The following is an 18,464-nucleotide window of genomic DNA, read 5'->3' as shown; positions in this document are numbered from 1 at the left end:
CCAAAGACAAATTACTCGCATATATCTGGGCAGCAGAATGAGTGTAATGAGGGGTAGTATTGAGGGACGAGTGATAGGACAACCCTAGTACACACGGTAACCCATTGTATCGGGACCGAGAACTGCATAATCATCCAAATCTAGAGTTGTATGAGTTCATCAGAATGAGGGATGGGAACGGAGGACTAACTCTCGTTCGGATGTCATGCATTTCCACGCGCATATCCCTGACAAATCCCTTAAAATCAAAACAATAGAGATTTTAAAACTGCGTGCTATATGTACGTAATGGGTGACCTTGAACCGACGGTTGCAAGACAAAAGCACTGATTATTCTTAAATAGCCTCTCGGCATTGGAGCGCAGAACAGTAAGATATATCGGAATGCCTTCCAAGAATCCACTGGAAAATCTGCGAGCAATGGTTTAAACCACCGTGTTCCTTGAAAAAGGGTATAACAAACAGAGCGATGACGATCCGATTTTCAAAAAGTCATCGCTGGAGATGGTATGATTGGGGTATTTTCAGGCTGACAAGAGTATCGACGATAGGTCTAGATTACTCTCTTGGTACCAAGCGTCCATGTGTTGGCACATGGCAATGCCATAGATGCGGACGGTCCACATCATGGTGCTGCGATGCTTGGCAGCTTCGAGGAGAAAATCTTCCTTTGCTCGCTTGTTGCTACGCTCGCAGGTGGTTCTGCGTTTGTAGACATCGTTCCACTCGTTGCTGTTGCGGGCGACGGGTGGGAACAAGCGAGGATTGTGTTTGGTATATGTGTGTACGCATCTTCCGTAAGGTGAATCAGAACAGGGCGTATCACAAGTCACCACACCTTTGACGACGAGTGGACAATAGTACTTTCGGCGACCGCGTGTGTAGTCGTAGCCACGATCTTTCATCTCTAGCCCCTTTTTACAAAACGGAACCCCAGTAGGGGAAAACGTGATGTCATCCTTGCGAACCCCCTTGCTCCCCGTACTGCGCAGGTTTAAATCGATAAATGGCTTTACTTTCCGTGATAGAAGGTACTGGTAGATTGGCAGTGCGTCGTGCGCGGCATCTAAAATGGCTTTGTCCCAGGTATATTCACGAAAGCGTTCGACGAACTCACGCGCACTGACTACCCAAGAGGTCGCATCATGGCGCGAAGCTCGTTGAAGTCTGGGGTAAAGTGGCAGGTCGTAAGGACTATCCGCAGCAACAAACGTGTAAAGGTGATAACCGAAGAAGTACCTGTTTCGATAACTGTCCCAGCCCATATCACAGTCGGGTTGGGAATAGATACGATAGCATCTGCATGGCTTGATACCGAGTTCACGACAGTTGCAAAGTCGTCGGCTACGAACTTGGGTAGCTGTTTGAAGCGGCATTCCATCACCTGCGATTGACAGTGCGTTCGTGTCGCCCAGTAAGCCTAGAGTGGCAGATACGGTAAGGAACTGCTGTTGAAAGAGCACAAGCAATCTGTCAAATGGCTGTGGCTTGGTGGCTGAGCGCTTTTGTAGCTGAGCCATGAGATTTGCGATTTTGCTATACGCTTTGGTTGGTGCCTTTTCTCCCTTTTTGCCACCTTTGACTTTCTTTCGATTGAGTCTGAGCTTGGGCGAAAGATTCGCGGAGGTATGAGACCACAGCCGCTTAAAGAAATGGTAGAAGGTACCGACACCAGGCGTTTTCCCGTACTCAAAGCCACTCAGGATGGCATACAGTGGGCAACGATGCAACTGATTGACCCACTCTGTAATCGATGGTTCTCCGACTTGCAACATGAGTAGATAGGAACGAAGTAAGTCGGCAGGGTCAATGGACCTTGGACCACGACACGAAAAAGCTCCTTCGAGTAAGCGAAACGTGCAAGAGAGGTCGGTAATCCAGAACTTCTTAACAAGCGACCAGTCCTTTGCGACAAAGAGAAGCGACCCATTCCCGTAGTGAATACGAAGTTGTTGCTCAACGAACGACTGATACTGCTGATGAGACCGCACCATGGGTAACATAAAGCAACCCCAATTCCGATGAGATAGAGCGGTTAAGCCCTTCTCGGCGATTGTTGGGGTGATTCTAAAAAGTCAAGTATTATTTGGCGCACAGCGTATTTTCTTTGCATGGTGGCGCTGAATTTCCAATTTTGAATTGTCAAGTGGAACTGACGAACATGGGGGCAAACGAAGATCCTCCAGGCACAGAACCGTTGAGGGTTCAGCGACAATCCAATACCGAGAGGCTATTTAAATTAGAGGGGCGATGTTCTAAATCGGCATAGCTCCTTATTGAACTCCCCCGTGGCAGGATAGCACAATATGACTGCTACCAATTGCTTTGGTAGAAAAAGTTAATGACAATCTGGTGTCAGTAGATCGATCCATGCAGAATGGAGGCAACGTTGGTGGAGAAAGAGCACTTTGGTCAGTGTGTTTGATACAAAATTCGATACGCGGGAGAGCAGACAGAAACACGCTGAATCGATACAAAGAGGGGGTAATAACTCCTTGCAGGTACCGTGGGGAGGAGACAAGAGAATGTGTAAGAGCGGCATCGCTGCCTAGTTGCCGTAACTTTGCAAAGTGGTGTTGGGGCGCCATATGACACACATTCCTCGCTCTTACACGGCGATATATCTCTTATACATGCGTCCCCGCTCCGGTTTTGGCACGCGTAAAGAAGAACAGGAAAGTAGCCAACACGATGGCTGTCGCGTATATAGTTCCTTTGGGCGGTTTCACCGTGGGTAATTGGGTCAATGCCATATGACTCAACTCCTTTTCGTCGGAGGGAAATTCTGAAAGACATTCTCCCGAAAATCAGCAAAGAATTCCTTCGCAGTTGGCGCATACGCTTCAAGAGATAGAAATCCAAAAGGTGGACCACTAATAACAAAGTTATAAATTCCTGCGCCTCCAATATAGATCCCTACGAGATGGACTTCACCAGAAATTAACAACAAGGCTGTAATGACATTTATGAAATCGATACCCACATTGGCGCTGGGGGACCCGTCAACGTTTACTGTTCGGGTATCACCAGTGATATCCCCAGTGAACGAGATACCAAATCCTGAATCTCTCGTAAGCCAAACGGCGGTCGCTGTAATCTGTCCTGAGAGTAATAGTCCGGCTAGCAAAAAATCAATCGATTTATAAACTGTCTTAGCTATCTTGTCTCGTCTGGACGAGTTTTTCCCGGATTTCATTTCGCCACCCGCTGGTCACATCGATTTTCACTCCTCAGTAGATACATAGCCATTCCCATAAACTCCACTTCGCAAGGTTGATAAAATTGTTCGAATTTCCTATAACTTAAAAGTCCGATTTCAACTACCCTGTTTCCGAAGGACCCTGTGACCGCTCTTTAGGTGGTGTACTAATTTGGACAAAGTACTTCTAGTCCACACTAGACGTCATCAACTGATTCGCCAAAAAGTCGGTTCATCTTTTGTCGCTTCAGTCATGTTCAGACCACTGGAACTGTGTCACGACTACACTTATTACATTCCAACGGGTCAGCAATTGACACTGTAAAATGTCCCTTCAGGGGTCCACCAACACATGGTCTAAATTGCTCGTAAGGCTAAAATAGGCTCATGTCGTCACCGAACTTAATAATAATTGCATAATTTCGGAATAAAAGGTTTTTATCTTTCAGGGGAGCGGTTACGGTGTCTGACGAGGTCGACTCGAAAATTAGAGGGAACAGTCAGGAGCGAGGTACAGGTAATCTCGAACCAGGAAAGCGGGTCCGTGTTCTAGTTGGACACATTTTATCCGGTTGTGAAGCCACAATCCTCGGGGTTCGAGACGAGGTTGTTTATACTGAAGTCGACCTAACATCTAATGTCGAACTTGAACTCCCGAGTTACCTAGTGGATAAACCTGATCTTCGCTTATATTATCGGTTTCACATTAGCGAGATAGAAGTACTCTAGACACATAGCGGATGCGCAGTTTAATGAGGATAGGGAAGGTTGAACAAACGGGGGACAGAGCTGGAGCAGGAACCTTGGTACAAGGACTTACAGCGATTTAGAGCAGCAGGAGAAGCAAAGATTGGCCTCTTAAAACAGAAGTACGGACTCAATCGCAGCCGATTCCGTGGACATTCGGGCACGGCGGTGTGGGTTGGGTTCGGAATTCTAACCCACAACCTAAGAAGAGCAGCCCAGGTAAGCAAATAAGTTGGCACATGGATACCAATCACCGATAACTCCTAATAGAAACACTTCATCCGAATCGGGCCGACCTGACCGCTGCAAAAATGTAGACTTTTTCAGGGGCCACTAGCTAAGCTAGGCACAACTTGTTGGTGAAAGTCCAACCCAGGTAGGGACCAAGCCAGCCCCCTCGTAGCTAGCAGGCATCTGGTGGTCAGACAACACAGTCCAAAAAAGATGGTGGGAGGAGTGACTAACCTTTTTTCAAGATGTCATGCATTTCCACGCGCACATCCCTGACAAATCCCTTAAAATCAAAACAATAGAGATTTTAAAACTGCGTGCTATATGTACGTAATGGGTGCCCTTATGTCACGAGTGATAGGACGTAATTGCTAAATGTTCAGATTTGGGTTGTGTCGAATGTTGCGGCGGAAGCGGCTTTTGTTCCAGTTGTCTATGTAAAACGCCCACTAGGGGCGTTTATTCGTTAATCTTCTCGACCCATTTGTCCGCCCATTTTTGAATTTGATCCATTGCCGGTTCAAGTTGACGACCCTTCTCTGTAAGTTCATATTCCACACGTATGGGCATTTCAGGGTACACATGCCGATCCACAATCCCCGCTGTCTCCAATTCTTTAAGACGTTCAACGAGCATTCTGTCACTTAGATGAGGAATCATCGCTGATATATCAGAGAAACGACGTTTCCCGGATAACATGACGCGAATAATGAGCCCTGTCCATCTTTTCCCTAACAACTCAAAGGCAGATTCGAATTTCGGACACAGTTTAAGGTCATCCATTGATTAAACATCTCCATTCCATTCACAATTCTTATTTTAACACATATGTTTACAAAGTGTAAGCGACTGATGTATTGTAATCTACATGGGGAATAACTCACGAAAAAGAAGTAAATAAAATTATTTGAAGGTGATACTTGTGGGTTACGGTTTGTTGATTATTCGCTTGATCGTTGGATTGTCGTTTGCTGGACATGGTACACAGAAATTGTTCGGCTGGTTTGGTGGACATGGACTGAAGGGCACGGGCGGATGGCTAGAGTCCATCGGGGTTAAACCAGGTGCTTTGCTGGCACTGGTTGCTGGATTGGCTGAACTCATCGGAGGTTTACTCTTCGCTGCAGGATTGTGGCTTCCAGTTGCAGCGGCGCTGATCGTGATAACCATGTTGGTCGCTATTTTTACGGTACACGGGAAGAATGGTTACTGGGTTACGCAAAATGGCTTTGAATACAACCTGATTCTAATTGCAATTGCGGTTGGGATCGCACTCATTGGACCTGGCGTATACGCACTTTAATCCTAGTAGGAGTGAAAAATTATGAGTCAAGGAATTTTTGGACTTCATCATATCACCGCAATGTCTGGTATGGCTCAAAAGAATGTGGACTTTTACGTGGGCGTTCTTGGGCTTCGAATGGTAAAAAAGACAGTGAATTTTGATGCACCTGATGTGTACCACTTTTATTATGGGGATACGGTAGGTAGTCCCGGAACGATTATGACATTCTTCCCATTTGGTGAAGGTCCAAGGGGAAATAGCGGAGCGGATCAGGCAACTGTCACATCATTTTCGATTCGCAAAGAGTCACTTGCATTTTGGACTGAGCGGCTAAAAGCGCATGGTATATCTTTCAGCGGTCCGGAAGAACGTTCCAATCAACGACAAGTGATCACTTTCCGCGATCCTGATGGAATTGCCCTTGAATTGGTTGCCCATGAGGGTGCAGAGTCACGCCCCGGTTGGCAAAACGGACCAGTGCCCAGTGAACATGCCATTCGGGGATTTTACGGTGTGACTATTAAAGTTAGAAATCACGAACAAACGTCTGCTTTGCTCACGGACGTTATGGGATTCCGTTTATTGGAGCAAAAAGGCGAGCGGTATCGGTACGAAGTAGGGGAAGGCGGACCTGGGACAATCATTGACGTCATTAGTCAAGAAGACGCTCGTTATGGTCGGAATTCCATTGGTACGATTCACCATATTGCATGGCGAGTGGCAAATGAAGATGAACTCCGGCGTTGGCAATCAAAGTTGATGGGGGCGGGGATGCACGTAACTGAAGTAAAAGACCGTAACTATTTCAAATCGGTTTACTTCCGTGAACCAGGCGGTGTGCTGTTTGAATTAGCTTCTGATCCACCGGGATTTGCCATCGACGAATCCGTTGAAAACTTGGGTACGGATTTAAAACTTCCGGAATGGTTTGAGCCGAATCGCTCAGCAATGGAGTCACAGTTACCACCTATTCATCTTCCAGTGATTGAGGGGAAATAAATCATGGACTTCATGCACAAATTCATTCCGTCATCGACAGGGAATAACGACACAACATTGCTTCTTTTACACGGCACAGGGGGGAGCGAAGAGGACCTTCTTCCCCTTGGACGATTTCTGGCACCGGATGCCGCAATGCTAGGCGTACGGGGTAAAGTCCTTGAAGGCGGTATGCCACGCTTCTTTCGTCGACTGTCCGAGGGAGTGTTCGATGAAGAGGATCTGATATCCCGTACTCATGAATTAGCTCGATTTATCGAAGAAGCAACTCAAACGTATTCGTTAAATCCAAAACGGATCATTGCTGTCGGGTATTCAAACGGGGCAAATATTGCGGCGAGCATGCTCTTGCTTGAGCCAAGAATTTTATCGGCTGCAATTTTGTTGAGGGCGATGGTGCCTCTTGAACCAGAGGAGATCCCGGACCTTAAAAACATACCTGTTCTTATGCAGTCAGGAAGAAATGATCCAATTGTTCCTGCAAGTAATAGTGAACGGCTAGCTGAACTGCTTAAGGAAGCGGGAGCCGAGGTTACACTGAACTGGCAGAACACTGGTCATGGGCTAGCGAACCCGGAACTTGTGGCTGCTGAGGCGTGGATTAGACAACTTGTGGTATGAGCGAGTTCAAGTCCTGCTCCCAAAGTATAGGCACGGAGGCCTTTAGAGAGCGGGACGTTACCATGTTGTCCACAAACCCCGAACGATGATGGAAAGTCGATCGTTCCACTGAAACTACAGCCGGTGAGCCGTCTAGCAGGTAACGATTATGCAACGTTGGGGAGCATTTTTTCAATCAAAAGACCGAACTAAAAGCGGGTGAAACGATGGAACTCACAGGAATACACCATGTTTCAATGTTCACAGCAAATCCGGACAGAACTACGAGTTTTATACAAAGACAATGGGTAAGTCCCCACCTAGTGATAGGATGGGGACTTTAATCTGTGCCGTTTTTGTTTGCCACGGTTATCGATCCGGTCACTTGGGTATTTTTCCTCTGATCATTCTGCATAGAACCTGTACACTTGCAACGTAAGCTCACCGATAAACTGCGTGTAATATGAACGCCGTGGGTGATCTATCTCTAGCGGTAATAGGGTATAAATACTTGAACACTCTGTAACAGACGACTCGGGAAATCGGGGCGTCTTTTTTTGATTGTTGTTCTATTAGCGACGGTTTTTTGCTGTTCTTGTTTAGCGACAGAAGGACGTGGGAAACTAATGACGCGAATTGTTTTCGTCGATGTCCATCCCAGATGTATGAAACCTTTGCAGGTAATGACCTAATGCTAACAGTGTCCACACAGTGTTGTAACTGTGATAATGAATATAAAACCCACCTGGAAGTCCTGCACCGGTTGGATAAGTATTAGTCCAATCGTATTTTTGTTCCTTGACCAAGAACCCCACGCCCTGCTCAATTGCGGGAACGAGGTGAGAATGTGCAGCTATCAATGCATCGGTCGCCCACGCAGTTTGGGATATGGTACTTCTCCCAAGTGGCACGTAAGAATGTCTGCTATCACTCAGGCAAGATTCACCCCAGCCACCATCCTCGTTTTGTTTATCCAGGAGCCACGTCACTGCACGACTAATGGATGGGTGTCCCGCATCCACTCCAGCTGCCAATAGACCTGTTAGCGCTGCCCACGTCCCGTAGATATAACAAACACCCCATCTTCCATACCAGGAACCGTTTGCTTCTTGATGCTGTAACAACCAATGAACCGCTCGTTCAACAGCCCGATGCTTGAGGGTATATCCTGCAAAATCACAAAGAAATTCGAGCGTCCTGCCAGTTAAATCAGCAGATGACGGCTCTGTTAATGTGGCTTTCGCCCCATCCACTGCTAAATTGGATAATATTCGTTTGTCCGTGTTCCGTTCAAATGCGGACCAGCCGCCATCGGAGTTTTGCATAGACACAACCCAATTTAATCCCCGATGCCAGAATCGTTGAACGCTGGAACTTGTTTTTGCTGACTTGGCTATAGCACGAAGTGCCGCCGTTGTATCATCAATATCCGGAGTGAATGTATTAATGTCCGAAAAACCCCAGCCCCCGACCTCAGTACGAGGGTTTCGCAATTGCCAATCACCAGTACGGTGATGCTGACGTGAGAGTAAAAACATTTCTGCCTTGTTTAATATATTGGAAGTGTCAAACTTTGAATTGGCTTCCAGTGCGTAGCTAATTAAAGCTGTATCCCATACGGTCGAGGTCATGTTTTGCAAATGTGCCCCCCCGGACAGTGGATATATAAGAGACTTTAACCCTTGGATAGCCTGAACGATAACTGGATGTTTTTTAGAATATCCCAAGCCAATCAGTGCATAAATCATTAAGAACGTAGCACTTGCGTAACCCATTAAAGTTCCGTCTGGCTCCAAACGGTGTACCAAGAGATGCTCTAGTCTCCGCAGAGAAACGTTCGAGAGGATTGGAACAGTACTTCCAATCTTTCTTAATCGGGATGGTTTATTCCCGGCTTCAGTGCTAGCTTCCATCAATATATCAGTTAAGTCAGGCAAATTCGGTGATCTCACAGGCGTCCTACAAGTAGCAGCAATGAGCACCGGCGCGATATGGGCGCGGGCGTAGCCAACGAAGTCAAAGAAGTTAATGGGAAACCATTTAGGCAACAAGGTACAGATTAAAGGGACCTTGTAATGTTTCCACGGAAGTTGACCAGTACATGCCAACATTGCCCTAGTAGACGTTCCGACTCGTCTCAATCCCCCGTTTTGACGAATAAACAGACAAGCTTTTTGCATCGATTCGTCATTCGCTGACCAGTGACCAGATGATAGCAGAGCATAATAGGCTTCGACTGTTGCCGATAAATTTCCTGATAACGGATCATCATGAAACAAAGACCATGTACCAGTGTCGTTCTGTAGTCCCTGAATACGTGAGGAAAGTGGGCGAATCACATCTTCGTCGTCGAGCCCTAGAGCTCTTAAGAGTATTATCATGTATGCGTCGGTCATGGGTCCACTTTCACAGCAGTATCTCCATGCGCCGTCATCTGACTGGTCTTTCTCCAATCGACATATCAATTGATGTATTTTTTGCCGTACTTGCTCCAGCATATGTTTGCCTCCAGTGCCGAAACAGACATCTGAAGTAAAGTACGTGACAAGTACCCGGAATCGTTACTGGTAAGTGCACAATTGCACTCGTCGAAGTAAACATAAAATTCTCATGTCCCGAAGATAGTCGCCTGTACAGCCAAGGTCGATAGGTGAATACGGTGTAGAGGTGTTACACAAAAGCAAGGGGAGGGGGAGGTACAAATGAGAATCGATCCACGGCTCATGTGCAGGTTTGCCTACAAATGCATGCACCCAGCTTATCGTCGTCGAATTCGTGTAATTCTCAAGTCGCATAACTATGCAGCACTGCAAGATCCGTATGTCGTTGGATGTATGATCGACAGTTTATGTGCATGTTGTGGAGACACTATTACACCTGCACAACGTGCCGCAGCCATTCGGTTCGTCATGGCTCAGAAATGTAATCCGTTGCTTGCAAGTCATCGGGCACGCATGCGAGGGATTGTATTTGGTTTCTGACCAGAATGGGGACACAAACACAAGTAGTGCTGATCGTGTAATGGGAGAGGGTGCGATTTATGTATGACGGTGCATTTGGTGGGTATACCCGTTAGGCAGTCGTATTCTTGATTATTTTTGTTCTGTTCTTCCTGCTGGTTCCAGGATAGCTCGCCAGTAAAGAGCTGCTGTACGACAACTCCGGTATATTAACAAAAACAGGAGGTTCATGTTAATGAGCACCTCCTCTCCATATGAACGAAGGGGGGACCAACATTGCGAGTGACGATGACGCATGCCAAAAGGTTAGTTGGACAAAGGGTCATAGCCCGCCATGTGAACGGCACAGCGTATCATGGTATTTTACATTCAGTGACTGACCGTGGTATCTACATGACGAATGCAAGGGGAATTCGTCCGGCATCTGCAGAAATGAGTACGGCGACTGTGGAACACGCAATAGCAGATGCCGATGGAAAAACAGATGTGTCGGAAGCTTTCTTCCCGTTCCTTTTTCTTCCTCTTGTAGCACTTGCTGGTCTAGCAGCTGCTTCTGCTTACTATCCATATGGGTATGGGTACTATCCTTATGGATACTATTACTGACTTGTAGATGTCCCGTCGTAAAGATGGCGGTTTATTGTATGTCTCATCAGGACGATTGAGTTTATCGGGCACAAGCCGCGTCACGAGTGAACGTCTATCCATACGCTACATTACTTTGGTCTAGGGGGAGGTGGTTCAGAATGTACGATGGAGCATTTGGTGGTTACACCCGATGGGCAGTGGTGTTCTTGATTATCTTTGTCCTGTTCATCCTTTTAGTTCCGTATGGCGGAGGATATGCACAGACTTGTTGACAACCACACCTGGTTACTAATGCAACAGTAGGCACGAAAAATCCCCCATGTGAGTAGGGGGTTTTTGTCAAAACTAACCGACTCAGGGTTTTGGGGTGACATATTTGGTTCAATATGGACATGTAAGACGTTGCATGGGACAATTGGTGGTCTGCCATACAAGACAAGGCAACATTCGAGGACGACTGATAGACTGTAGCAGTACCCACTTGTTCTTGCAGACGCCCCGCTACGGAACGGTATCAGGAGATGGTAATGACACTCCGCAAGCCGTTTACAGTGCCGGACATGATTCAGACGATATCACCAACGTTTCCTACTATGGTGGCGGGTACGGGAGAACAGCTGTGGCTCTTGGGTCTGTAATTGGACTTACCGCAATCGGTTTAAGTGCGATGTGGTGGTAACGATTTATTGATCTAAGTAGGGGGTGTCGAATGAAAATCTTGATGATTGTCTTTTTAATCATCTTTGTTCTACTTTCCCTGTTGATTCCTGTTTTCCGGCGTAAAACGGGGAGCATATAAAAGAAAATATATTGGTATGACCCGAAAGAAACACAACTGCATTGTGTTTCTTTTTGTGGACGGTTTTTATTGAACTATTGGGCAATTGTGCGACAGAAAAGTACCAATCTCATCATCGTCGTAATGGTGACGCAACTACCTAATAGGGAATTCATGTCTACCAGTATGGCAACCATCGTTTTTCTAATGCGAATTTAGTGACTTGAATCATTATGTTCACACCGAACTATCTCTGATGTCGGCTCGGTGGACCGATGGTCAAAGTCTCCGTGATTGACGCCACATCTTTGGCGAATTGCCGAGCGTGGATGTCGTAAGCCTGTTGGAAAACCTCTGGTGGAGTCAGCCGTAATACGTCTGAACCTTCCACCGACTCGATTTTACCGTCGTTAAAGAGCACGAGCATATGTGCTTCCTCCGTATTTGGATAATCCAGTGAAACCACCGCTTAGGTATTAAAGTAACCTGACCTGGTTTTAGGCGATAGTTGCATACCTGTAATGTATTCGGGTCAAGAATGGAAACCGTTACTTCACCCGAGATCACGTAATCCAACTCATCTGCATTCGGATGCCAATGGGGCTCTCGCATGTGCCCTTTCGTCAGATACAAATCTCCGAGTGACAACATCTGCATCAGGGGTATCTGCGAACAAGTCACTTCGTAAAGAGCACTGTGATCCCTTCGTACAGCCAGATTCTTAAATCGAAGAAAAGATTGGGACATCCCGGATACGTTACATTGGCTGCTCTCGGTATGTTCACGTTTGCAGTGTCGGAAGCACTCGTAAGATCAACACAGTCCGGCGGTCCGATTACGACCGTTTCCTTGATCGGTGACAACACACTGGCGAACTGTTTAGCGTTGATGTCGTATGCTTGTTGGAAGACCTTCGGTGGAGTTTTCCGCAACATGTCGGAACCTTCGATGATTTGACGTTTTGCACTACTAAAGACTTGGACAACGTGAACTTCATAAGATACAGCAGTAATGCAGTGCCACCAATTCATCGGGATGAATACAACCTCGCCTTGCGTCACGTGGTATGTAAGCAGGCGGTGCCGAATCGGGTCGAGCACAGAGATACTTAGGGCATGCTGAATGAACCGAAATCCCAGTAGCAGCAAGGGTTTATGGTGTTTTTTGTCGAATACAAGTGTATGGATTTTGAGCGGAACAGGCAAAAAACCGTGCACTTGGAGGAAGAACAATGTACGCGAATCATCAAGATCAACAGATACTCCCTAGCGACTTTTTTCTGCCGTTTGGTGGCCGACTGAGCGAAGATAATCGGTGGGTTCAGCTCTCCTACCTCATCCCGTGGCGACGCGTGGAACAGGAATACAGCAAACACTTCAGCAAGGATCTTCGCGGCGGGCGCGCAATGTCCGTTCGGATGGCGCTTGGCGCGCTCATCATTCAGGAACGTGAAGGTTTTTCAGATCGCCATTTGGTTCAACACATCACGGAAAATCCGTACCTGCAGTACTTCCTCGGTCTTGAGGCATACCAAGAAGAACCGCCTTTTGATCCTTCTCTTCTGACCTACTTTCGCAAGCGGCTTGGCCCTGATGCCATTAACCAAGTGAATGAGTGGATTGTGCAGGCAGCACGCCAGGAAGAAGAGAATAGAGACGACGACGGTCCCAAAGACAATCCTCCGACCTCCTCCGGGGAAGATGCAAACGCTCGTCCACAGGACGAACCTCAAGAACCACGCGCCCATCAGGGGAAGCTCATTCTGGATGCAACTTGCGCACCTGCAGATATTGCGTATCCGACAGACTTGTCGTTGCTCAACACAGCGCGTGAGAAGCTGGAGAATATCATCGATACGCTCCATGCACCACATATCGGCGACATGAAGAAGCCAAGAGACCGGCGACGTCAAGCGCGTCGGGATTACCTGAGAACGACGAAGAATCGAAAACCAAGTCGCTCTGAGATTCGTAAGGCTATCGGGCGACAGTTGCGCTATGTGGCACGGGACCTGAGATTTATTGAACAACTTGTACAACGCACACCACTCACAGCACTCTCTCGGAAACAGTACCGTGATCTCTTGGTGATTGGCGAACTGCATCACCAACAACGAGAGATGTATCGGTCTCGTAGTCATCGGGTGGACGACAGAATCGTCAGCATCGCGCAGCCAGACGTTCGACCCATTGTACGTGGGAAGGCAAAAGCGAATGTGGAATTTGGTGCAAAAGTCGCGATCAGCGTCGTGGATGGATACGCCATGATAGAGAAGACAAGTTGGGACAGCTTTAACGAAGGCACGACACTGGTCGAGTCGGTGGAACGATATGTGGAGCGCTTCGGATGCTATCCGGAAGCGATACTGGCCGACAAAATCTATCGAACGCGGGAGAATCTCAGGTACTGCAAGGAGCACGGAATCCGGTTAAGTGGTCCGAAACTCGGGAGACCACCCAAACAGACGGATCTAGCGCAAAAGAAACAGGAACACCTGGACATGGGCGAGCGCAATGCGGTGGAAGGAAAATTCGGCGAAGCCAAGAGAAACTATGGGCTTGGCTTAATTCGGGCACGGCTTCGCCAGACGAGTGAGACCGTGATCGCCCTGCAACTGCTGGTGATGAACCTGGAGAAGAAGTTGCGGCTTCTCTTTTGGCTTCTGTTCAGTGAGTTGCTAGGAGCGGATTTTGGACTGATCGGGGTCGATGGGTAAATCATTCAGCAGGCCCTACTTACCTGTCCGGAAACAACATAGTCTAACTCCGCTGCATTTGGATGCCAGTGAGGCTCTCGTATGTGTCCCTTGCTCATGAAAAGGTCGTCCAGCCCAATACGATTCAGTATCGGCAATTGATCTGAAGTCACTTGGAAAATAACATTATCCGAATCCTTTCGGAAGAACAAACTGTACTCGTAAAAGAGCCTCGGCGAGGCGGGCTTTTATTTCTTTTGCTACCCAGCTTGCGTCTAGAAGTGACCACGGATCATGTTCCACCCTTCTTGCCTCAAAGGCTTTGCATCTTACATATGCATTCACTCCGTGGTGAATTGGGCACACGGTTGGATTACGTACGGGTGTTACATCAACATAATGTAGTACTCGACTATTTGGACGCTCATTTGAGTGTTTTAATGTGTTTAAATAGCACGTCTTATTGCACGAAAGGGGGCGTTAACGACAGAAACGTCATCGAAATCCAGACAAGACAGTCCCAAAAAATTTGGGGATGGCGGGGGGAGGAGTGACTAACGTTTTCCAGATGTCATGCATTTCCACGCCCACATACCTGACAAATCCCTTAAAATCAAGACAATAGAGATTTTAAAACTGCGTGCTATATGTACGTAATGGGCGAATCCATTACCACGAAGACTCTCAGGAATTTAAGTTGAATCTGCCTGATTGCTATTGCGCACATGGGGGCAAGAGTTCAGCAAGTAGCATTTGATTATCAAGGTATTACAAAACTATAAAAGTATTCCTGCTACCGAAAGATTCTTCATCTCAGATTCATCCTGCAGTAGCAACTCCTTGACGGTAAATAAGACCTCCCGCCAACTTGAACAGTAAAGTTCGTTATGTGACTAAGGTCTGGTGTTTTGGACAGGCTGATGATAGGAAGCTCGAAGGGAGTATGCAGATGAAGGCGCAAGTAATAGAAGCAATTCCGCGAGACACGAACGGAAGTACGTTGACAAAGCTACGCGCAACTGGGAAAATCCCAGCCATTGTCTACGGTAAAGGGTTAGATCCTACACCAATTTCAGTGTCTGAAAAGGCTTTTCAGGAATTTTCAGCGCTTCGGAAGTCATTGGTTGAGCTAACGGTCGCGGGTAAAAAGGTCAATACGATCGTTCAAGATGTACAGCGTCATCCGGTGACAAAGAAGATCCTACATATCGACTTTCTGCAAGTCGATCTCAACCAACCTACTGATACAAAGGTGCCACTTCATGTGGTCGGTATTGAAGAGGTGGAACGCCGTGGCGGGGTAGTTCAACAGCAAACGCACGAGGTAGAACTTCACGCGCTTCCGCAGTCCATGCCGGAGGTCCTGACGGTAGACGTCAGCGATTTGGAAGTTGGCGAGTCCGTATCGGTGGGCACAATCAAAATCCCATCCGGCGTCGAGTTTCGCTCCGACCCAAACGAGGTAGTCGCCAGCGTTATTGCTGGGAGGCGTGCTGCAACTTCTGCCGAAACTGAGGCAGAGGTCGATGCCGATGCTGAGGATGGTGCTGGTACGGAAGCGGGTACAAAGGACTGACTGAGTCGCGCTGAGGCGCGACTTTTCCGCTAAAGCTCTGGAGACCCGGACGGGAGGACCCGCTCGTTTAGGAACGAGTTATTTCGAGTCAGGAAAATACTCTGGTTTCAAGAGTGAAAAAACAACGTACGTGACAGAGTATGGGCAAGATCGTCTGTTTACCAGGGCTACCGAAACTGAAATACGTCCATCATTCCGAGAAACCTATCAGATTGAACCACTCACCGAAGGAACTTGTCGCGTGAAGTTCATCATTGAGATCGACGGTGCTCCAAAGGTAGCGGAGTTCTTCATGAGTCAAGCGATGAAGAAAGAACGGCCGAAAACAAGTGAGCGACTAAAAGATGTCCTTGCTCGCAAGAACCGGTAACATAATTAAACTTCGAAAACTGGAATTCGACTAAGGATTAATAATGTATACGAATTTCAAACACGATAACTGAGTTGAATTGAGTGCACGCCTCCTAGGAGGCGTTTTTTGTTTAACTAGTCATAATGAACGACACCGGCTCCGTTTCGCACATCGTGGTTACACTGAGACTTGAGAGAACAGTGCAGAGCCACATACGAAAGAGCCTTACTATGAAGACTATCACAAAGTTTGTAGGTTTGGATGTATCAAAGGAAAATATCGCAGTTGCGGTAGCAGACGAAGGCCGTGGAGAACCGAGATATATCGGAATGTTCCCTCATACGGTGGAAGCTGTAAGGAGTCTAGTACATAGACTGTCTGCAGATGGTGTAGAACTGGAGTTTTGCTAAGAAGCTGGGCCGACAGGCTATGGACTGTTCGACTACTGCGCGCAATGGACATGCCGTGTACCGTTGTCGCACCATCCCTCATTCCAGTTCGCCAAGGAGACCGAGTGAAGACAGACAAGCGAGATGCGTTGAGATTGGCACAGTTGTTCCGTGCTGGTGAATTGGTTGCAGTCTTTGTCCCGAATGAGGAAAACGAGTCATTACGGGATTTAGTGCGGGCACGGGAAGATGCGGTGGAAGACCGTACACGGGCAAGGCATCGGCTATCCAAGTTCCTACTCAGACATAATCGGCGTCCTGAAACTAAGCTTAGTGCTTGGGGGCTATGTATCGTCGGTGGTTGGACGGTCTAAAATGGACGGATCGTCGAGAAGAAGTGGTGTACCAGGAGTATTTGCATCATTTAGACGAAATTGAGGGACGTCTCAAACGTCGAACGCTGCGTTGCATCGTATAATGCGGCATAAGTGGCGTCCATATTGCCACTTTGAAACTCAACATGGAACCCGATAGGTGTAACGCTTAGAGACTGGAACTTCGTCATCAGGATTGGGACATTACCGTAATGAGCATACTCCCAGTGAAGCAAGTACATTACAGGGAGGATTGACATGGAACCCGAAAAAGAGAAGAAAAAAACGACTTTGTCTCAACACGATGTTGCGAGAATGCAGAAGGTTGAAGCTATATACGACGTGGAAGAAGATGAAGTGAAGTCGAAGAGAGAGGTTCCGGATATGAGTGTTGGTTGGTACTCGACTCCGGTTGACCAGGATGAACCATGAGATTAACGGAAAAGACCGCCCAAAGACCGCCCATAGGCGGTCTTTAATTATGTGCTGTGGCACCATTTGCGTTAACTCATTCATCAGCCGTTTGGTGATGTGTATGGAGCTTGGCGTGCGATGGAGGAATTGTATCGCGATGGGAAGATCAGAGCCATTGGCGTCAGCAACTTTTACCCGGATCGCCTGATTGATTTGAACATCCACAACGAAGTCGTTCCCGCCGTCAACCAGGTTGAAACTTATCCGTTTTGCCAGCAAAACGAAAGTGTGAAACTCATGAAAGAACACAACATTCAGATCGAATCCTGGGGTCCTTTTGCTGAAGGTAGAAATAACATTTTTGAGAATGACGTATTGGTATCCATCGCTGCGCAGTACGACAAATCCGTGGCTCAGGTAATTTTACGTTGGTTGGCACAGCGAGGTGTCGTTGCAATTTCCAAAGTCTGTTCATAAAGAGAGAATCATCGAGAATTTCAATATCTTCGATTTTTATTTAAACCATGAGGATATGGAGAAAATCGCCACGCTAGATACGAATCAGAGCCTGTTCTTTTCGCACAGAGATCCGGAAATCGTCAAATGGATCGGAACTCGTAAATTGGATATCTAATGTTGTTCGACATAAAACGAGCGGACACCCCAACGGTGACCGCTTTTCCATTCTTGAATTACGTTGTGCTTCTTAAACTAGTCATAATGAACGACACCGGCTCCGTTTCGCACATCGTGGTTTACACTGAGACTTGAGGGCACAGTGCAGAGCCACATACGAAGGGAGCCGATACTATGAAAACTATCACAAAGTTTGTAGGTTTGGATGTATCTAAGGAAAATATCGCAGTTGCGGTAGCAGACGAAGGCCGTGGAGAACCGAGATATATCGGAATGTTCCCTCATACGGTGGAAGCTGTAAGGAGTCTAGTACATAGACTGTCTGCAGATGGTGTAAAACTGGAGTTTTGCTACGAAGCTGGGCCGACAGGCTATGGACTGTATCGACTACTGGCGCAATGGACATGCCGTGTACCGTTGTCGCACCATCCCTCATTCCGGTTCGCCAAGGAGACCGAGTAAAGACAGACAAGCGAGATGCGTTGAGATTGGCACAGTTGTTCCGTGCTGGTGAATTGGTTGCAGTCTTTGTCCCGAATGGGAAAACGAGTCATTACGGGATTTAGTGCGGGCACGGGAAGATGCGGTGGAAGACCGTACACGGGCAAGGCATCGGCTATCCAAGTTCCTACTCAGACACA

General features: G+C 47.3%; 21 protein-coding genes and 3 pseudogenes. 15 read left to right on the top strand and 9 right to left on the bottom strand.

Annotated elements, in window-relative coordinates; genetic code table 11:
- Nucleotides 1–524 precede the first annotated feature (524 nt).
- From NZD89_RS18140 to NZD89_RS18130, 3 genes are all read right to left on the bottom strand, one after another.
- Nucleotides 525–2,003, bottom strand: coding sequence for a transposase (locus NZD89_RS18140; protein WP_268004179.1), 1,479 nt, complete (start codon nt 2,001–2,003; stop codon nt 525–527).
- A gap of 624 nt (nt 2,004–2,627) precedes the next feature.
- Nucleotides 2,628–2,753, bottom strand: a complete 126-nt coding sequence (locus NZD89_RS18135; RefSeq protein ID WP_268004178.1) for a hypothetical protein — start codon at nt 2,751–2,753, stop codon at nt 2,628–2,630.
- Nucleotides 2,754–2,758: 5 nt separating this feature from the next.
- Nucleotides 2,759–3,196 (bottom strand): hypothetical protein, encoded by a 438-nt coding sequence (locus NZD89_RS18130; RefSeq protein ID WP_268004177.1) that lies wholly within the window; start codon nt 3,194–3,196, stop codon nt 2,759–2,761.
- A 465-nt stretch (nt 3,197–3,661) separates the two neighbouring features.
- On the opposite strand from NZD89_RS18130, the gene NZD89_RS18125 reads away from it, so the two are divergent.
- Both NZD89_RS18125 and NZD89_RS18120 read left to right on the top strand, forming a co-directional pair.
- Nucleotides 3,662–3,928 (top strand): hypothetical protein, encoded by a 267-nt coding sequence (locus tag NZD89_RS18125; protein WP_268004176.1) that lies wholly within the window; start codon nt 3,662–3,664, stop codon nt 3,926–3,928.
- Nucleotides 3,929–3,982: 54 nt separating this feature from the next.
- A pseudogene (locus NZD89_RS18120) lies at nt 3,983–4,177 on the top strand (transposase); the annotation flags it as partial.
- 459 nt (nt 4,178–4,636) lie between these two features.
- Here the strand turns inward: NZD89_RS18120 and NZD89_RS18115 are convergent.
- The gene (locus tag NZD89_RS18115; RefSeq protein ID WP_268004175.1) at nt 4,637–4,960 is read right to left on the bottom strand and encodes a winged helix-turn-helix transcriptional regulator; all 324 of its coding nucleotides are present in this window, start codon (nt 4,958–4,960) and stop codon (nt 4,637–4,639) included.
- Nucleotides 4,961–5,099: 139 nt separating this feature from the next.
- Here NZD89_RS18115 and NZD89_RS18110 point away from each other — a divergent pair, with 139 nt between their 5' ends.
- The 4 genes and pseudogenes from NZD89_RS18110 to NZD89_RS18095 form a co-directional block, all read left to right on the top strand.
- On the top strand, nt 5,100–5,480 hold the full coding sequence (locus NZD89_RS18110) for a DoxX family protein (protein WP_268004174.1): 381 nt from the start codon (nt 5,100–5,102) through the stop codon (nt 5,478–5,480).
- A 21-nt stretch (nt 5,481–5,501) separates the two neighbouring features.
- Nucleotides 5,502–6,461 (top strand): ring-cleaving dioxygenase, encoded by a 960-nt coding sequence (locus tag NZD89_RS18105; RefSeq protein WP_268004173.1) that lies wholly within the window; start codon nt 5,502–5,504, stop codon nt 6,459–6,461.
- Nucleotides 6,462–6,464: 3 nt separating this feature from the next.
- Nucleotides 6,465–7,082 (top strand): alpha/beta hydrolase, encoded by a 618-nt coding sequence (locus NZD89_RS18100; protein ID WP_438938744.1) that lies wholly within the window; start codon nt 6,465–6,467, stop codon nt 7,080–7,082.
- Between the two features lie 99 nt (nt 7,083–7,181).
- A pseudogene (locus NZD89_RS18095) lies at nt 7,182–7,274 on the top strand (flavin reductase family protein); the annotation flags it as partial.
- Between the two features lie 410 nt (nt 7,275–7,684).
- Here NZD89_RS18095 and NZD89_RS18090 read toward each other — a convergent pair.
- Nucleotides 7,685–9,559 (bottom strand): terpene cyclase/mutase family protein, encoded by a 1,875-nt coding sequence (locus NZD89_RS18090; RefSeq protein ID WP_268004172.1) that lies wholly within the window; start codon nt 9,557–9,559, stop codon nt 7,685–7,687.
- 744 nt (nt 9,560–10,303) lie between these two features.
- Between NZD89_RS18090 and NZD89_RS18085 the strand changes: the two genes are divergently transcribed.
- On the top strand, nt 10,304–10,627 hold the full coding sequence (locus NZD89_RS18085; protein ID WP_431308727.1) for a hypothetical protein: 324 nt from the start codon (nt 10,304–10,306) through the stop codon (nt 10,625–10,627).
- A 1,007-nt stretch (nt 10,628–11,634) separates the two neighbouring features.
- On the opposite strand, the gene NZD89_RS18080 is transcribed toward NZD89_RS18085, so the two are convergent.
- Genes NZD89_RS18080 through NZD89_RS18075 form a run of 3 tightly spaced genes read right to left on the bottom strand, consistent with a single transcriptional unit; the run spans nt 11,635 to nt 12,418 of the window.
- A complete protein-coding gene (locus tag NZD89_RS18080; protein WP_268004170.1) occupies nt 11,635–11,814 on the bottom strand; it encodes a cupin domain-containing protein in 180 nt (59 codons plus the stop codon).
- A complete protein-coding gene (locus tag NZD89_RS29765; RefSeq protein WP_369125276.1) occupies nt 11,751–12,038 on the bottom strand; it encodes a cupin domain-containing protein in 288 nt (95 codons plus the stop codon). The genes NZD89_RS18080 and NZD89_RS29765 overlap by 64 nt, the downstream gene beginning before the upstream one ends.
- 26 nt (nt 12,039–12,064) lie before the next feature.
- On the bottom strand, nt 12,065–12,418 hold the full coding sequence (locus tag NZD89_RS18075; RefSeq protein ID WP_268004169.1) for a cupin domain-containing protein: 354 nt from the start codon (nt 12,416–12,418) through the stop codon (nt 12,065–12,067).
- A 200-nt stretch (nt 12,419–12,618) separates the two neighbouring features.
- Between NZD89_RS18075 and NZD89_RS18070 the strand changes: the two genes are divergently transcribed.
- Nucleotides 12,619–14,103 carry an IS5 family transposase gene (locus NZD89_RS18070; RefSeq protein WP_268004168.1) on the top strand — a complete coding sequence of 495 codons (1,485 nt, stop codon included), beginning with the start codon at nt 12,619–12,621 and terminating at the stop codon, nt 14,101–14,103.
- A 5-nt stretch (nt 14,104–14,108) separates the two neighbouring features.
- On the opposite strand, the gene NZD89_RS29760 is transcribed toward NZD89_RS18070, so the two are convergent.
- The gene (locus NZD89_RS29760) at nt 14,109–14,255 is read right to left on the bottom strand and encodes a cupin domain-containing protein (RefSeq protein WP_369125275.1); all 147 of its coding nucleotides are present in this window, start codon (nt 14,253–14,255) and stop codon (nt 14,109–14,111) included.
- A 776-nt stretch (nt 14,256–15,031) separates the two neighbouring features.
- On the opposite strand from NZD89_RS29760, the gene NZD89_RS18065 reads away from it, so the two are divergent.
- The 7 genes and pseudogenes from NZD89_RS18065 (at nt 15,032) to NZD89_RS18035 (ending at nt 18,285) form a co-directional block, all read left to right on the top strand.
- Complete coding sequence (locus NZD89_RS18065; RefSeq protein WP_268004167.1) at nt 15,032–15,658, top strand: 50S ribosomal protein L25; 627 nt, start codon at nt 15,032–15,034, stop codon at nt 15,656–15,658.
- A 241-nt stretch (nt 15,659–15,899) separates the two neighbouring features.
- The gene (locus NZD89_RS18060; RefSeq protein WP_268004166.1) at nt 15,900–16,028 is read left to right on the top strand and encodes a hypothetical protein; all 129 of its coding nucleotides are present in this window, start codon (nt 15,900–15,902) and stop codon (nt 16,026–16,028) included.
- Between the two features lie 212 nt (nt 16,029–16,240).
- Nucleotides 16,241–16,420, top strand: a complete 180-nt coding sequence (locus tag NZD89_RS18055) for a hypothetical protein (RefSeq protein ID WP_268004165.1) — start codon at nt 16,241–16,243, stop codon at nt 16,418–16,420.
- Entirely contained in the window at nt 16,414–16,773 is a 360-nt protein-coding gene (locus tag NZD89_RS18050; protein ID WP_268004164.1) for an IS110 family transposase, read from the top strand. The genes NZD89_RS18055 and NZD89_RS18050 overlap by 7 nt, the downstream gene beginning before the upstream one ends.
- A 258-nt stretch (nt 16,774–17,031) precedes the next feature.
- Complete coding sequence (locus NZD89_RS18045) at nt 17,032–17,205, top strand: hypothetical protein (RefSeq protein WP_268004163.1); 174 nt, start codon at nt 17,032–17,034, stop codon at nt 17,203–17,205.
- Nucleotides 17,206–17,280: 75 nt separating this feature from the next.
- Nucleotides 17,281–17,821, top strand: a pseudogene (locus NZD89_RS18040) (aldo/keto reductase); the annotation flags it as partial.
- 176 nt (nt 17,822–17,997) lie between these two features.
- Entirely contained in the window at nt 17,998–18,285 is a 288-nt protein-coding gene (locus NZD89_RS18035; RefSeq protein WP_268004162.1) for a hypothetical protein, read from the top strand.
- Nucleotides 18,286–18,464 lie beyond the last annotated feature (179 nt).

It is taken from the genome of Alicyclobacillus fastidiosus (genome assembly GCF_026651875.1).
Taxonomy (GTDB): Bacteria; Bacillota; Bacilli; order Alicyclobacillales; family Alicyclobacillaceae; genus Alicyclobacillus; species Alicyclobacillus fastidiosus.
The sequence above is the reverse complement of the archived record's forward strand: the minus strand, read 5'-3'. Positions and strand labels throughout refer to the sequence as shown.

Coding starts and splice junctions, on each gene's coding strand:
- NZD89_RS18140 (WP_268004179.1), bottom strand. CDS start 2,003: ATGTTACCCATGGTGCGGTCTCATCAGCAGTATCAGTCGTTCGTTGAG.
- NZD89_RS18135 (WP_268004178.1), bottom strand. CDS start 2,753: ATGGCATTGACCCAATTACCCACGGTGAAACCGCCCAAAGGAACTATA.
- NZD89_RS18130 (WP_268004177.1), bottom strand. CDS start 3,196: ATGAAATCCGGGAAAAACTCGTCCAGACGAGACAAGATAGCTAAGACA.
- NZD89_RS18115 (WP_268004175.1), bottom strand. CDS start 4,960: ATGGATGACCTTAAACTGTGTCCGAAATTCGAATCTGCCTTTGAGTTG.
- NZD89_RS18105 (WP_268004173.1), top strand. CDS start 5,502: ATGAGTCAAGGAATTTTTGGACTTCATCATATCACCGCAATGTCTGGT.
- NZD89_RS18100 (WP_438938744.1), top strand. CDS start 6,465: ATGGACTTCATGCACAAATTCATTCCGTCATCGACAGGGAATAACGAC.
- NZD89_RS18090 (WP_268004172.1), bottom strand. CDS start 9,559: ATGCTGGAGCAAGTACGGCAAAAAATACATCAATTGATATGTCGATTG.
- NZD89_RS18080 (WP_268004170.1), bottom strand. CDS start 11,814: ATGCTCGTGCTCTTTAACGACGGTAAAATCGAGTCGGTGGAAGGTTCA.
- NZD89_RS29765 (WP_369125276.1), bottom strand. CDS start 12,038: ATGTTGTCACTCGGAGATTTGTATCTGACGAAAGGGCACATGCGAGAG.
- NZD89_RS18075 (WP_268004169.1), bottom strand. CDS start 12,418: ATGAATTGGTGGCACTGCATTACTGCTGTATCTTATGAAGTTCACGTT.
- NZD89_RS18070 (WP_268004168.1), top strand. CDS start 12,619: ATGTACGCGAATCATCAAGATCAACAGATACTCCCTAGCGACTTTTTT.
- NZD89_RS18065 (WP_268004167.1), top strand. CDS start 15,032: ATGAAGGCGCAAGTAATAGAAGCAATTCCGCGAGACACGAACGGAAGT.
- NZD89_RS18055 (WP_268004165.1), top strand. CDS start 16,241: ATGAAGACTATCACAAAGTTTGTAGGTTTGGATGTATCAAAGGAAAAT.
- NZD89_RS18045 (WP_268004163.1), top strand. CDS start 17,032: ATGGAACCCGAAAAAGAGAAGAAAAAAACGACTTTGTCTCAACACGAT.
- NZD89_RS18035 (WP_268004162.1), top strand. CDS start 17,998: ATGAAAACTATCACAAAGTTTGTAGGTTTGGATGTATCTAAGGAAAAT.